Here is a 14,527-nt window from a genome sequence, read left to right on the forward strand (position 1 = left end):
TTCACCACAATAACTTCGCTCGGTATTATTACATCGTCGGGTCAGGTAATAGTAAGTGTCATGATACTAACACAGAGAACCTAACAACTTACCTCTTCCCACAAAACGTCCCCCACATCATACGCTATATTCGTCTAAAAGTCAATCACAACTTACCGTCAGCCCAATAAATTAATGGGCCTATTTTATATCAATTAACTTTACTTATTTTTTCCTGATATCTCTGCGGATTCTCGCACCTTCTCAGCTACAATATCTGCTAAATGCGGTGTAAATACATCGGGAATAATATAATCAACAGCTAACTTCTCTCCCACAGCTAAGGCAATTCCCTTGGCTGCTTCAATCAGCATAGTTTCTGTAATATCAGTCACTCGTCCATCCAAAGCGCCACGAAAAATACCCGGAAAAGCCAGCACATTATTGATCTGATTCGGAAAATCACTCCGCCCAGTCCCCACAATATAGGCACCTGCCTCTATCGCCTGCTCAGGCATAATTTCAGGCTCTGGATTAGCCATCGCAAAGATAATCGGCTGATCAGCCATGTGCTGGATCCACTCTGGTTTCAAGACCCCTGGCGCAGATACCCCAATGAATACATCGGCATCATTCAAGGCAACGGACAAATCTCCTGTTACTTGCTCATGGTTGGTTACTTGTGCAATCTCAACAAAGCGTTCCGGAAGATTAGTCGCATCGCGAGAAATAATTCCGTCAACATCCACTAGTAACAACTGCTTAACGCCTGCTTTTAATAACAATTTAGTAATTGCCATTCCTGCTGCTCCACCCCCATTGATCACAACTTTAATTCCATCAATGGCTTTACCTGCTAATTTAAGCGCATTATATAGGGCTGCTAACACAACAACTGCTGTCCCGTGCTGATCATCATGGAAGACGGGAATGTCTAACGTTGCTTTTAATCGTCGCTCAATCTCAAAACAACGCGGTGCCGCGATATCTTCTAAGTTAATCCCCGCAAAAGAAGGAGCCATCAGTTCTATCGTGCGCACGATTTCATCTACATCCGTTGTATCCAATGATATAGGCACCGCATCGACTCCAGCAAATCGCTTAAACAACACCGCCTTCCCTTCCATTACAGGAATAGCCGCTTCTGGACCGATATCCCCCAAGCCTAAAACTGCTGTCCCATCTGTCACAACAGCCACTGTATTCCCCTTCGATGTATACTGATAGGCTAAGGATGCATCTTGATGAATGACGCGAGACACCTCGGCCACTCCCGGCGTATACGCTACAGCTAAATCCGCCATTGTTTCAATCGGTAGTTTAGACTTCATTTCTATCTTCCCTCGATGCGCTTGACTTAATGCTAAGGCTTGCTTCTTGTAATCCACCAATATCTATCTCCTTTAATTTACTCATTCTGCATACTTCTTAATCAGTATAACATAACCTGCCGCTTTTCAATCAAAAATTAGTTAATACATACAAAATTACAACTAGTACTTACTCTAACGTAACAAAAATAAGGCACCCTAAATATAACAACTTCAGAGTACCTCGCTGAATAACTAATCAATTAAATCATAATATTTTTCATTATCAATTTTTTTAATTTTTATATGCCAATCTGGACCGAATCCAATATTATATAACGCTGAGAATGAGCCTTGGTTTACTGCGACTCCAATATTAGTGAGTGAGTTAATGTATAGTAGCGGTTCACCGATTTCTACACCACTGAATGATCGCATAAACGGAATCGCATTTTGATAGACCAATTTATTTCGATGTCTTATAGTTACATAGACCAATTCTCCTGGCGCGATTGATAATGTTTTAAACTCATCAATTGAAATATTGGTCCAAATTGAACCAAAACGTATATCAAAAATATCAATATTGCCTGAAATTGATGTATCTGTCGTAGTCGGTGAGGTAATATCAATCTGTTCTAATGAATTAACGGGGATATCATTCCCTAAATGATCATATTCAATTTCACCGCTTGCTAATCTCGCACCGTTGAATGCATAAATATCACGCCCATGGAATGTATGACTTTCTCTAGAGTGCGGTAAGCGATTCACTTCTTCATTAATCTCTCGAGCTGATTCAATAATTCCAATATTCAATAGATGACTTAACGTCCCATTATCTGGGGTCACAACGTAATGATTAGTAGTTGTTTTCACTACAATACTTCGCCGATGACTGCCTACTCCTGGATCCACTACTGATACAAAAACTGTTCCAGCTGGCCAATACTCAACGGTTTGGATTAACCGATATGAAGCTGTCCAAATATCATATTGTGGAATGTTATGTGTAATATGACTTACTTCTAACGCTTGATTAACTTGCTTAGCAACTCCATGCATGGCACTAACCGCACCATCATCTAATCCAAAATCTGATTGTAATACTAATGTTTTCATACTCATACTCCTAATTATTATAAATTGTTTACCATACCCATAACCGACTAATTCGCCCTGTTATTCTTAAATACAAATAAAATACAAAAATAACAACTTGAACACCAGATACAATTAACATCAACGTGTCAGCAGACGTATACGGTAATTCATTGTAATATGTTCGTTTTTTATGCAGTCCATACCCTCGTAAATCCATCGCACTAGAGACGGTGCCTACCTTTTCTAAAGATGTTAGTATTAAAGGTAGTAGTATACTAATTGATGCTTTTAACCGTGTCAATAAGCTTGCTTCCTTAGCATCTAATTCATACCCTCTCATTTGCATAGCATCTTTTATGGCCGAATAGTCCCGAACAACATCTGGTATAAAGCGCAATCCTAACGAAATCATTGTGCCAATTTTGTAATGCACTCCTAAATGATACAACCCGGATGCAATCTGGCTTGGGGTAATAATTAATATTAGCCAAAAACTAGTAAATAAGGTGCCAAATATCTTCAATAACCGTGCTAAGAAAAAAATAAGTGTTTCTCTAGTAATTACAAAGTAGTCTGAAAATTGTAACAGCACCGTTGTCTTATTGGCTAAGTTTGATCCAACCAATGGATCGAATAAATAAAACAAAATAAAATTAATTAAATTCATTACGAAGGTAAACCATAAGACAAATCTAAAGGTTTTACTGTCACTAAAGCGTCTAACCTTTAAAAAAATCAACAGATGTAACGAGGCAAATGGTACAATAATTCTTAAATCAAACGACACCATCAAAACACTTAAAGATGAAATAAAAAATAAAATTTTTGTCCGGGCTTGTAATGATTCGAAAAAGGAATGACCTAAGTGATATCGAATAAGAAAGTTATTGTTCATAATATTCAGCCCTCTCCATCTCAATAAATGTCCGAATAAACGATTCAATATCCAAGTTCAGTTTATTGGCTAATTTAAAAATAGATGTTTTCTTTAGTGAGGCACGCTCGAGTAACTGGTCGTTATTTAAAATAGAAAATGTCGCATCATCGGCAATAATTTTACCGTCTTCCATCACAATTGCTCGATCCGTATACTCTAAAGCAAGATGCATATCATGTGTAATAAAGATAACGGTCATCTGATAATCATCATTCAAGGCCTGCACGAATTCCATCATTTCCCGGTAATGGGCGTAATCTTGTCCAGCTGTTGGTTCATCAAGAATAATACATTTCGGTCGCAATGCTAGTACAACAGCGACAGACACACGTTTTTTTTGACCATAACTAAGTGCATTAATGGGCCAATTACGTCGGCTGTATAAGCCCGTTATCTCCAGCACATCACGTACAATTTCGTCAATTTCTGCCTCGGAATAATTTCGTTTTTCGAGAGCTAATTTCACTTCATCATAAACAATATCTTCAACTAACATATGATTTGGGTTCTGCATGACATAACCAATGAGACCAGCAATTTCTTTCAGAGTCGTTGGATTCCCCATTCTTTTAATCTGACCAGCATTCGGCTGGCACACACCGGTTAATAAACGGGCAAGCGTCGTTTTTCCGGATCCATTTTCACCAAGAATGGCAATTCGTTCTCCTACTGATATCATTAATTTATCGATTGAAATAAACGGGCGCTTATCATAACTAAATGCTACATGATCTATCTCTACCAATTTTGGCATTGTATCGTTAGTGAGTTGATTTTTAGTTGTTATTTCATTACTAAATATCAACCTAGGATTCGACAAGTCTATATGATCTAAGGAATCAATTTGCTTTGGTAATACAACGTCTGCGAAAATATTTTTCAATGCACTAATATATAACGGCTCACGAATTCCATACTCTTTCAGTAACGAGCTGTGTAATAATTCATTGGGCGTAGTAATTGTAACAATGCGGCCTTTATCCATTAGAACAATTCTATCGATTGACCGATGCAGCACTTCTTCCAACCGGTGCTCAATAACAACTGTCGTTAATTGCTTTTTCTGATTGAGTTGATCAATTAATTCCACCATTTTTTCACCCATCTTTGGATCTAGAGCTGCCAAGGGTTCATCTAACAATAAAATTTTTATGTTTTCATGCAAGATGCCCGCCATGGCTACTCGTTGTTTTTGGCCACCACTTAATGCATAAGGTAACTGATTCAACATATCACTAACTCCAACAATTTTAGCTGCATGATATACCTTCTGTGCCATCTCCACCTGTGAGACAGCTTGATTTTCCAGACTAAAGGCGATATCTTCCCCAACACTTAGTCCAACAAATTGAGCATCACTGTCTTGTAAGATTGTCCCCACCGATTTTGAGATATCAAAAATAGAATGTTCAGTTACTAGCTGATTATCAATAATACACTCGCCAGAAATAGTTCCTTCAAAATGATTCGGAATTAAACCATTTATACAATTTCCTAGCGTAGACTTACCACTCCCACTTGGTCCAAGAATTAATATCTTTTCGCCTGGATAGATGTCCAAATTAATATCTATCAGTGTTGGCTTCTGTTGTGTCTCATATTTAAATGTAAACTCTTTAAACGAGATAATTGGATCCAATTAGATCAATCCTCTTCAATTAAATTTGACTGACTTTCATAACGTTTAGATAACCCAAAAAGAAGTGGAATTCCGACAACGAGCACAACAGTCGCATTAGAGATTACCGCTGCAAAAGCTTGTGAAAATGTAATTGTCACTTCGCCTGAGAAAAGTAAAAGTGTTAATAACGGAGTAATCAATCCAAAAGATACCCCAATTCCTAAAATTGAAACGATGCTAAAAATAAGAGCATGTTTTGTAGTAAATATGCCTCGTTTAATTCTTGCGCCGTACAATTGTAAGGATCCGATAAAGAAGCATGCAAAAAAGTTCCCTACTGACCAATCAATCCAGTAACCCCATCCACCTAAAAAGTCTGCAAAAAAGTTACCAATTAACCCAACTAACGCCGCTGGAATGGGCCCAAATAATGCACCGATAATAACCGGAATTACATAAGCACTAGATAATTTAGTGTTGGTAAAAACCGTAATTCCCCCATAGACCATTAACACCCCAAATAATGCTGCCCCAATCGCGACGCCTACTACTTCCTTTGTACTCAACTTAAATGACATACCAGTCACTCCTTTTATATTTTTAACTATATTGAATAAAAAAAGGGTAGTAACACAAGGGACGAAAAATCCGTGTTACCACCCAAATTTAGATACACAAATAAAGCGATGTAATATCTTCTCATACTATGGTTAACGACATAACCCGATATAAGCTTATCCTAATAGACTCACTTACATAACTCCACGGCCATTATCTATTATCTGATTATCTTCCCTCTCACCAAGTAGGAAGTCTCTTTAATAATCATAATAACAAACACCGTATCTTCATTTTTTTATCAATATAATTATTAAAGTAAATTTATCATAATAATGATCTATTGTCAATCATTTGAAAGATATATTTTTATTTGATTATATTTTACTCATATACACTATATTCCCTTACTATTTCATCCGGCTTCCGCTATAATCTAATGTATAAAAATGATATAAAGATATAGTATATTAATAAAAATAGGTGATTATAATGAATGATTTCTTTAGATATGTTGAGGATGGACAGACAAGTATTCAAATGCCTTGGGTATGGTTTGGACTATTGGTAAGTGTACTAGTTGTCTACCGTTTTCGCACGAATGAGAAGTTTTTGACCACATTAATTGTGCTCGGACTAGGCACACAAGGATTGATGTTATACTGGTATTTAGGCAATCCCAAGTTGTTTTTAATGGAAGGTTTACCCCTCTATCATTGTCGCATCGCTGCGATTATGACCGGTATTGGCTACTTTACCCACCGGCCAAAGTTAACAAAATTCTTTGCTTGGCTTGGATTAGTTGGGGCTTTAGTTGCCTTTAGTGTTCCGGATCCTTCTCCTTATCTCTGGCCACATGTTTCCAATATAACTTATGTCGGCAATCATGTGCTCCTTATTCTAATTGGTATAATGGTTCTATCCCAGGAAAAAGTTGCGCTTGAATGGCACCGTGTTTTGGCCTACTCAGTCTCAATGAATATTGTGATTGTTATCTTCAACCAAATCCTCGGTTACAACTATAGTTATTTACAAGAATTACCACCGGCTCTCAATTTTCAAGTGCCAATGCTAGCGATCTTCTCTGTTATGACGGCACTCATGGTTGGTGTCATCTATGGTCTTGATCGTCAATTAACTCACCGACAACAACATCATATTGTACTATACACATAAGTAAAAAATCTCTCCATTAGTTAGCGGAGAGATTTTTTTACTCACATAGCTTATTTATCTTTTCTAAATTTCTTAACCGCAATACTTGCAAGTACTGCAACAACACCAATCAACGCTAAAATCCAAGCTGTTGTAGCAGTGTCCGGTAAACGTTCGCCCCATGTTTTGTTTTCTTTTTTCTTTTCCTCTTTTTTCTCAGGTTGTTTTTCTTCTTTTTTCGTTGCTTGCTTGTCTTCTTTTTTCTCTTTTTCATTGTCTACATCGTTTGATTCAGCAACTGATTTATTTTCTGTAGCTGATTCTTGTGGTTTTTTATCCGGTAGTTCTGCGGGATCAATCGGATTACTTTTAGCTAATGCATCAAGGTGGCCTTGAATATCTTCTTTTGTTGCTGCCTCTAACTCATAAGTTTTTAGATGATTGAAGACTGTTCTTGCAAATTCTTGCGGATTTTCTCTCTCTTCTGCTGTTTTGTTCATTAAACGAATGTGTAAATCTAAATCTGTAAATGTACCATCATCATTTTTACGATAAAAGATCGAATCATACTCAGTAGCTACATTGGGAATATTGCGTAGTTCGTGTGCTACAAAAGGAGACTTCACAACATCTCTATTTAATTCCGAATCATCATAAATTATATCTAGAATCTTAGATGCATAATACTCCCAAGTATTAAAAGTATCCGCATAAGTAGGTTCATATCCTTCTGCTTCAGCTCGTACATTAATTTGTTTTATTACAGTATGTCTCACATGTGCAGCAAAAATTTCTTCATCAGTATGATCTGGAAAATCTTCATGCGTAAAAATTTTGTCAGCTGGATTTTCAGCTTTAATTTCTTCGCCACGCGCGTTCGGATCCAAATCATCTGGGAAAGGAATCGTATTCTCATCCTCAGTGTGTTCTTCTGTTGAGTCTGTTGCTTGTTCTTCTGTTTCTTTTTCAACTGGCTCATCTGAAGGGGCTTCAGTATCGGTTAATGTTTCCGTAGCTGATTCATCAGCATTGTAGACCGTCATATGATCCAAGACATGTTGCATTTCCTCATCGGTTGCTTCTTCAAGTTCAACCGTTCGCACATCGGTAAATAAGCGACGGACGTAATCTTCGTGCCATTCTGCTCCTTCATGCCCTTCGTAATCTCTGAAATAGCTGACTTGCGGTATATAAGTTACCGTTCCATCGCCATTATCACGGTAAGTTAAGGATCGCAGGTGGCCTCCACCCATCTCCGGTGTCTCCGTGTAAGAATACGTTGTGAATGGTATCCGTGCATCCGCCAACTCACTATCCTCCATCAAATACGGATTGATCTCAGCATCTTCTTGTGGCCCATAATAATCCCATGTATCACTATCGTACAATTTACCATTTTGCTTTACATCCGTTAATCTAACATGCGCGGCTAAGACTTGATCATCCGGGTAGCCAGGGAAATCTTTGCTTGTGTAAGCCCGCCCTGCTGGATTCTCTGCCTTAATCTCCTCACCGCGGTTATACGGGTCAATATCAGTTGGTAAATTATATTTTTTGTAATCTTCTTCGGTAAATGCTTCCTCTGCTCCGACAATATTCATTGCTGGTCCACTTAATAGTGCCACAACAGCAACTGAGACCCCTAAATTTTTCCACCATCTATGCTTCATACCTATTCCTCCTATACATTTTCTCCGATAATATGTTATTCATTGAACAATATCAGCTTGTTATCTCTACTTTATCTAAAATCATATAAAAGGGCAAGTAACTTTCACAAAAAATTCATCCCAAATAAAAAAACTCCTATCAGAAAAGTCATCATTCTCAATAGGAGTCTTGTTATATATGGTCTATTTCAATAAACGGTTATATTGCATACCCTCTCTGAGCTCGGAACTGTCTCCGCCCAGATAGTCAACAATCGTGTAGGCAAACTCCAGAGCTGTTGCGGGCCCACGACTTGTAATAATATTATTCGCTTGGGTGACAAGACTATCTTGATGCTGGCCTTCAGCAATATCCTCTTCGAAGCCAGGGAAACATGTGTAATCAATATCGGTCAGTAAGCCTGCTTCTGCTAGAGCGATCGGTGCTGCACAAATAGCGGCCACTAATTTGCCTTTTTCATGCAGATCTTGCAAGCCTGCAATTACTTGTGGATGATCTCTTAAGTGTTCTGCACCAGGCAATCCCCCGGGTAAAATAATCCCCTCATATGTCTGCAAGTCAACATCTGCCAACAACTTATCACTCTGAACAGTAATCTCATGAGCACCGGATACCACTTCTTCAAAGCCAACCATATCAATTCCTATCTCTGCTCGACGCAAGACATCTACAACTGTCAATGCCTCAATTTCTTCAAAACCCGGTGCTAAAATAATCGCTAAACTCATTATACATCCTCCTCAAATAACTAATCTCATCATCTATTTACGTACAATTATCATCGCACAGATAATCTGGCTATTCAAATGAAAGCACTTGAAACCTCAACTAAAAAACAAGCCCCGGCTGTTCCAGGACTTGTCTATCTGTTCATTAACCAACTGATCCTTCCATTTCATAGCTGATCAATCGGTTTAACTCAACGGCATATTCCATTGGTAACTCTTTAGTAAATGGCTCGATGAAGCCCATAACAATCATCTCAGTCGCTGTTTCTTCGTCCAATCCACGACTCATTAAGTAATAAAGTTGTTCTTCAGATATTTTAGAAACTTTAGCTTCATGTTCCAGTGCAATATTATCATTGTGAATTTCATTATACGGAATAGTATCAGATTTTGACAATTCATCCATAATAATCGTATCACATTCAATATGTGACATAGACCCACTTGACTGCTTAGAAAAGGTTACTTGACCTCGGTAATTCACTGATCCCCCATCTTTAGAAATAGATTTGGAGACGATCGAACTGCTCGTATTAGGCGCATTATGAATCATCTTGGCCCCGGTATCTTGAACTTGTCCAGCACCCGCCATGGCAATACTCATGGTTGTTCCACGTGCACCTTCTCCGTTTAACATAATGCTTGGGTACTTCATCGTAGTCTTTGCGCCAAGGTTTCCGTCGATCCACTCAACTGTTGCCCCTTCTGCAGCAGTTGCTCGCTTCGTGACTAAGTTATACACATTGTCTGACCAGTTCTGAATGGTCGTATATCGACAGTAAGCATCTTTTTTAACGATAATTTCCACCACAGCTGCATGGAGTGAACTACGAGAGAAGGTTGGTGCCGTACATCCTTCGACATAATGAACACTTGCCCCTTCATCAACGACAATCAGCGTCCGTTCGAATTGTCCCATCATTTCTTCGTTAATACGGAAGTACATTTGGAGTGGCACATCACATTTCACCCCTTTTGGAACGTAGATGAATGTCCCCCCTGACCAAACCGCTGAGTTCAAAGCAGCTAATTTGTTATCAGTAGGAGGTACAACTGTTCCGAAATGTTCTTTAAAAATTTCAGGATATTCTTTTAAGGCAGAATCGGTATCCATAAAAACGATGCCTAATTTTTCGAACTCTTCTTTCATATTGTGGTAGACCACTTCTGATTCATATTGAGCACCGGATCCGGCTAAGTATTCGCGCTCCGCTTCTGGTACACCAAGACGTTCGAAGGTTTCTTTAATCTCATCCGGGACGTCATCCCAACTGCGCTCGGTCTTGTCGCTCGCTTTTCGGTAGTAAGTATATTCATCTAACTCCAACTCTGACAAATCCGCGCCCCATGTTGGCATTGGGCGATCTTTATAATGTTCATAAGCTTTTAAGCGATAATCCAGCATCCATTGTGGCTCATCTTTTCGTGCAGAGATATCTCGAATCTTCTCTTCATTCAATCCTTTACCTGTATCATAAACAGATTCTACATCATCGTGAAAGCCCCACTGATAATCTCTCGTTGGCACTTCTCTTTCCATCGTCGTCATCCTCTCCCTTTCAATCGTCAATTTCTTCTGAAAGCTTTTCGTCCAAGCCTTTTCCTTGATGCATTAATGCCTTATTCATCGTCTTCCAAGCAATCGTCGCGCAACGCACACGGGTCGGGAACTTCTGGACCCCTTTTAGCATGTACGCATCGCCAAGTTGCTTGGCACTATCAGGATGTCGCCCTTGGACTAATTCAGAAAATGTCTCATACAAGACTTTAACTTCTTCTAATGTTTTCCCTTTAACGACTTGTGTCATCATACTGGCACTAGCGACTGAAATCGTACAGCCGTGACCATCAAAGGCAATATCTTCAACAATGTCGCCATCCAACTTCAATTGTACTTCGATAACGTCTCCACATGTTGGATTCTTCAATTCCACCGCTGCATCGACTCGGTCAAGTTGTCCTCGATTCTGAGGGTTCTTCGAATGATCCAAAATAACCGCACGATATAATTGATCTAAATTAGTTAATGCCATGTAAGAAAAACTCCTTCGTCAGCTGGACAGCTTCTAAGAACTTATCGGCATCCGCTTTTGTATTGTATAGATAAAAACTCGCACGAGCCGTTGCATGAACACCTAAATAATCCATCAACGGTTGCGCACAATGATGGCCGGCACGAATCGCCACACCTTCCATATCCATAGCGGTCGCCACGTCATGTGGATGGATACCATCGATATTAAAGGTAATTACGCCTGCTCGTTGGGTTGGATCAGTTGGACCGTAAACAGTGATCCCATCCATCGCTATTAATTTCGGCAAGACATACTGGACTAAAGCTTGTTCATGATCTCTGATCTGATCCATACCAATGTTTTGCAAGTAATTGGTAGCTGCTGCTAAGCCAATTGCTCCCGCAATATTCGGGGTACCCGCTTCAAATTTCCAGGGTAAATCCTTCCAAGTGCTCTCGTGTTTCGTCACTGTATCAATCATTTCGCCACCAAACTCAACCGGTTCAAGTTGCTCAAGTAGTGTGCGCTTGCCATATAAGACACCAATGCCAGTTGGGGCTAACATCTTATGCCCACTAAACGCATAAAAATCAGCGTCCATTGCTTGAACATCAATCGGCATATGAGGAACTGCTTGAGCCCCATCAACGACTAAAATACCATCATGTTCATGTGTCCACTCTGCTAATGTTTCAACGTCATTCACGACACCTAACACATTGGAGACATGTGTGATCGCAACAACTTTCGTCCGATCCGTTATTTTTACGCGCGCATCCGCCATATCAAGGCATCCATTCTCAGTCAATTCGATATAACGCAAGGTGGCACCTGTTTTTTTTGCCACTTCTTGCCACGGAATTAAGTTCGAATGGTGTTCCATATAAGAGATTAAAATCTCATCCCCTTCTGAGATGACCGCCTCTCCCAGTCGATCCGCTACCCAGTTCAGACTCGTTGTCGTCCCACGCGTAAATAAAACTTCTGCCGTACTCTTCGCATTAATAAACTCCCGAACAGTCTCGCGCGCTGCTTCGTATTGTGTTGTTGCGCGGTCACTTAACGTATGTACACCGCGATGCACATTCGCATTTTCGGTTTGATAGTACGTCATCAAACGATCCAGCACAGCTTGTGGCTTTTGGGTAGTTGCTGCATTATCTAAATACACAAGTGGTTCGTCATTAACAATTTCTTGCAAAATCGAAAAATCGGCTCGCAATTGCTCAGCATTCACTGTCATCGGCTACTTAACTTCCTTTCGATTACGTTAACTAATTCATCACGAATAGACTTCAATGGAATATTTGAGATAACATTACCTAAGAAGCCTCGAATAGCTAAACGTTGTGCTTCTTCTTTGGGAATTCCACGACTCATTAAGTAATACAACTCAGTCGGATCAATTCGTCCCACTGAAGCAGCATGTCCAGCTGTAACTTCGAATTCATCAATTAATAAAATCGGGTTCGCATCACCACGCGCTTTTTCTGACAGCATCAGAACGCGGGATTCTTGTTGAGCATCAGCATTCTTGGCATTCTTATGAATCTTACCAATGCCATTGAACGTTAATGTCGCTCGATCTAAGATAACCCCGTGCTGGAAAATATTTCCAACTGAATTGCTCCCAAAGTTAGCGACATTAGAATCGACTACTTGTGTCTGACGACCCCAGCTTAATCCGACTGCTTTCAAGTCTGATTCTGAGCCATCTCCAATTAAGTGTGTATCTAAATCTGCAATGACATTCCCATCATTCATCACGCCTAGTGCCCAATCAATCGTTGCATCACGTAAAACATGGCCGACTCGGTTGAAGTAAGCTGTTGTATTCTCTCCAAGTAAATCAACAGAACTATAATTGATGCGAGCACCGTCTTTAGCGATCACTTCGACGATTATATTGGCTGAAGTTTTCTCATTGCCAGCAGTTAGCCAACGCTCAACGTAATTCACTTGCGCATTAACATCAGCATAGATAATGACATGTTTAACATATGCGTCTGCTCTTAGGGCATCTTGAATAAAAATAGCCTCAACCGGATCTTCAATAACAACATTTTTGGGGATGTATAAGAATACGCCCGAGTTCATGAAGGCTGCATTGAAGGCTGCTGCTTTATCACGATCAGACTGAACAGCTGTCTGGTACGCTTCTTTTACTTTTTCTGGATGTTCAGTCAATGCTGTACGGATATCAGTAAAAATAACTCCTTGTTCAGCTAAATGAGCAGGCACCTGTTCACGAACAGATTGATTCCCCGCTTGAACAACTCGCATTGCCTTTGAGGGAGTATCGACATATTCATCCACATCGATATCAGTCACTCCATCTTCCGCATCAAGCACTGGCACATCCCATAACGGCCAACGATTATAGCGTAAACGCTCGATCACCGGCTCCGCTAATTCATCAGCCAATTCTAACGCATCCAAACGCTTATTCAACATCCAATCCGGTTCATTCAATTGTTCTGAGAAAGTCTTCACACGCTCTCTATACGAGGCAAATTGTTGCTCCGTTGCCATAATAATCCCCCTTACTCTTCATCTAGTTCGATATCTAAACCAAGTTCCTCTACTAGTCCTTTATACCCTTCTGCTTCTAGACGTTTTGCCAACTCAGCATCACCTGTCTTAACCACACGTCCGTCCATCATGATGTGGACAACATCAGGTTCAATATAGTTCAATAGACGTTGATAGTGCGTAATAATGAGCGCACCAAAATTTTCACCGCGCATTTCATTCACTCCTTTAGAAACCACTTGGAGGGCATCGATATCTAATCCTGAATCAATCTCATCTAAGATCGCAAATTGCGGTTCAATCATAAGAAGTTGTAAGATCTCGTTGCGCTTCTTCTCACCACCAGAGAATCCTTCATTCAAGTAACGCTCCGCCATCTCTTCTGGCATATCTAGCAATGCCATCTTCTCATCCATCTTCTCGATAAATTCCATAACTCCAATTTTATCATCTTCATCACGACGCGCATTGATGGCTGCACGTAGGAATTCTGCATTCGTAATTCCAGCAATTTCACTTGGATATTGTACCGCTAAGAACAAGCCGGCAAGTGCTCGCTCATCTGTCTCTAACTCCAAAATATCGACACCATCGATTAACACTTCGCCTTCAGTTACTTCGAAGTGAGGGTGACCCATAATAGCAGCGGCCAAAGTTGACTTCCCAGCGCCATTAGGTCCCATAATGGCATGAATTTCATTTGTATGAATCGTTAAGTTAACACCTTTTAAAATTTCTTTATCTTCTATTTGAGCATGAAGATTTTTTATCTCTAATACTGACATGCTTGTCCCATCCTTTTCTCACATTTTTAGTCAAATACTCACAACAAATATTTTACAGCAGTTTATAACCGTTATCAAATTTAATCGTTTCATAACAATAGCTTATTAGAAAGCGAATTCATCATAACATTC

General features: G+C 39.7%; 13 protein-coding genes. 1 reads left to right on the forward strand and 12 read right to left on the reverse strand.

Annotated elements, in window-relative coordinates; translation table 11 throughout:
* Positions 1-200: 200 nt before the first annotated feature.
* The 5 genes from HMPREF9703_RS07365 to HMPREF9703_RS07385 all read right to left on the reverse strand — a co-directional run bounded on the left by HMPREF9703_RS07365 (position 201) and on the right by HMPREF9703_RS07385 (position 5,529).
* Positions 201-1,310, reverse strand: a complete 1,110-nt coding sequence (locus HMPREF9703_RS07365; RefSeq protein ID WP_081476674.1) for an NAD(P)-dependent malic enzyme — start codon at positions 1,308-1,310, stop codon at positions 201-203.
* A gap of 234 nt (positions 1,311-1,544) precedes the next feature.
* Positions 1,545-2,411 (reverse strand): SAM hydrolase/SAM-dependent halogenase family protein, encoded by an 867-nt coding sequence (locus HMPREF9703_RS07370; protein WP_004636767.1) that lies wholly within the window; start codon positions 2,409-2,411, stop codon positions 1,545-1,547.
* 28 nt (positions 2,412-2,439) lie between these two features.
* Positions 2,440-3,288, reverse strand: a complete 849-nt coding sequence (locus tag HMPREF9703_RS07375) for an energy-coupling factor transporter transmembrane component T family protein (protein ID WP_004636768.1) — start codon at positions 3,286-3,288, stop codon at positions 2,440-2,442.
* Positions 3,278-4,969 (reverse strand): ABC transporter ATP-binding protein, encoded by a 1,692-nt coding sequence (locus HMPREF9703_RS07380; protein WP_004636769.1) that lies wholly within the window; start codon positions 4,967-4,969, stop codon positions 3,278-3,280. The genes HMPREF9703_RS07375 and HMPREF9703_RS07380 overlap by 11 nt, the downstream gene beginning before the upstream one ends.
* A 5-nt stretch (positions 4,970-4,974) precedes the next feature.
* Positions 4,975-5,529 carry an ECF-type riboflavin transporter substrate-binding protein gene (locus tag HMPREF9703_RS07385; RefSeq protein WP_004636770.1) on the reverse strand — a complete coding sequence of 185 codons (555 nt, stop codon included), beginning with the start codon at positions 5,527-5,529 and terminating at the stop codon, positions 4,975-4,977.
* 472 nt (positions 5,530-6,001) lie between these two features.
* Between HMPREF9703_RS07385 and HMPREF9703_RS07390 the strand changes: the two genes are divergently transcribed.
* Entirely contained in the window at positions 6,002-6,685 is a 684-nt protein-coding gene (locus HMPREF9703_RS07390; RefSeq protein WP_004636772.1) for a YwaF family protein, read from the forward strand.
* A gap of 50 nt (positions 6,686-6,735) precedes the next feature.
* On the opposite strand, the gene HMPREF9703_RS07395 is transcribed toward HMPREF9703_RS07390, so the two are convergent.
* The 7 genes from HMPREF9703_RS07395 to sufC form a co-directional block, all read right to left on the reverse strand.
* Positions 6,736-8,334 carry a hypothetical protein gene (locus tag HMPREF9703_RS07395; protein WP_004636774.1) on the reverse strand — a complete coding sequence of 533 codons (1,599 nt, stop codon included), beginning with the start codon at positions 8,332-8,334 and terminating at the stop codon, positions 6,736-6,738.
* A gap of 183 nt (positions 8,335-8,517) precedes the next feature.
* Positions 8,518-9,066: a DJ-1 family glyoxalase III gene (locus tag HMPREF9703_RS07400; protein WP_111949968.1), complete on the reverse strand. Its 549-nt coding sequence runs from the start codon at positions 9,064-9,066 to the stop codon at positions 8,518-8,520.
* A 142-nt stretch (positions 9,067-9,208) separates the two neighbouring features.
* Positions 9,209-10,603 (reverse strand): Fe-S cluster assembly protein SufB, encoded by a 1,395-nt coding sequence (gene sufB / locus HMPREF9703_RS07405; RefSeq protein WP_004636778.1) that lies wholly within the window; start codon positions 10,601-10,603, stop codon positions 9,209-9,211.
* A gap of 19 nt (positions 10,604-10,622) precedes the next feature.
* The gene (gene sufU / locus HMPREF9703_RS07410) at positions 10,623-11,096 is read right to left on the reverse strand and encodes a Fe-S cluster assembly sulfur transfer protein SufU (RefSeq protein WP_004636781.1); all 474 of its coding nucleotides are present in this window, start codon (positions 11,094-11,096) and stop codon (positions 10,623-10,625) included.
* A complete protein-coding gene (locus HMPREF9703_RS07415; RefSeq protein WP_004636782.1) occupies positions 11,083-12,321 on the reverse strand; it encodes a cysteine desulfurase in 1,239 nt (412 codons plus the stop codon). The genes sufU and HMPREF9703_RS07415 overlap by 14 nt, the downstream gene beginning before the upstream one ends.
* On the reverse strand, positions 12,318-13,610 hold the full coding sequence (gene sufD / locus HMPREF9703_RS07420) for a Fe-S cluster assembly protein SufD (protein ID WP_004636785.1): 1,293 nt from the start codon (positions 13,608-13,610) through the stop codon (positions 12,318-12,320). Before sufD ends, HMPREF9703_RS07415 begins: the two co-directional genes overlap by 4 nt.
* Positions 13,611-13,621: 11 nt before the next feature.
* Positions 13,622-14,395 (reverse strand): Fe-S cluster assembly ATPase SufC, encoded by a 774-nt coding sequence (gene sufC / locus HMPREF9703_RS07425; protein WP_004636787.1) that lies wholly within the window; start codon positions 14,393-14,395, stop codon positions 13,622-13,624.
* Positions 14,396-14,527: the final 132 nt, after the last annotated feature.

The organism is Dolosigranulum pigrum ATCC 51524 (assembly GCF_000245815.1).
Classification (GTDB): Bacteria; Bacillota; Bacilli; order Lactobacillales; family Carnobacteriaceae_A; genus Dolosigranulum; species Dolosigranulum pigrum.

Excerpts from the sequence above, each read along its gene's own strand:
- HMPREF9703_RS07365 (WP_081476674.1), bottom strand. The coding sequence starts at position 1,310 with ATGAAGTCTAAACTACCGATTGAAACAATGGCGGATTTAGCTGTAGCG.
- HMPREF9703_RS07370 (WP_004636767.1), bottom strand. The coding sequence starts at position 2,411 with ATGAAAACATTAGTATTACAATCAGATTTTGGATTAGATGATGGTGCG.
- HMPREF9703_RS07375 (WP_004636768.1), bottom strand. The coding sequence starts at position 3,288 with ATGAACAATAACTTTCTTATTCGATATCACTTAGGTCATTCCTTTTTC.
- HMPREF9703_RS07385 (WP_004636770.1), bottom strand. The coding sequence starts at position 5,529 with ATGTCATTTAAGTTGAGTACAAAGGAAGTAGTAGGCGTCGCGATTGGG.
- HMPREF9703_RS07390 (WP_004636772.1), top strand. The coding sequence starts at position 6,002 with ATGAATGATTTCTTTAGATATGTTGAGGATGGACAGACAAGTATTCAA.
- HMPREF9703_RS07395 (WP_004636774.1), bottom strand. The coding sequence starts at position 8,334 with ATGAAGCATAGATGGTGGAAAAATTTAGGGGTCTCAGTTGCTGTTGTG.
- sufB (WP_004636778.1), bottom strand. The coding sequence starts at position 10,603 with ATGGAAAGAGAAGTGCCAACGAGAGATTATCAGTGGGGCTTTCACGAT.
- sufU (WP_004636781.1), bottom strand. The coding sequence starts at position 11,096 with ATGGCATTAACTAATTTAGATCAATTATATCGTGCGGTTATTTTGGAT.
- HMPREF9703_RS07415 (WP_004636782.1), bottom strand. The coding sequence starts at position 12,321 with ATGACAGTGAATGCTGAGCAATTGCGAGCCGATTTTTCGATTTTGCAA.
- sufD (WP_004636785.1), bottom strand. The coding sequence starts at position 13,610 with ATGGCAACGGAGCAACAATTTGCCTCGTATAGAGAGCGTGTGAAGACT.
- sufC (WP_004636787.1), bottom strand. The coding sequence starts at position 14,395 with ATGTCAGTATTAGAGATAAAAAATCTTCATGCTCAAATAGAAGATAAA.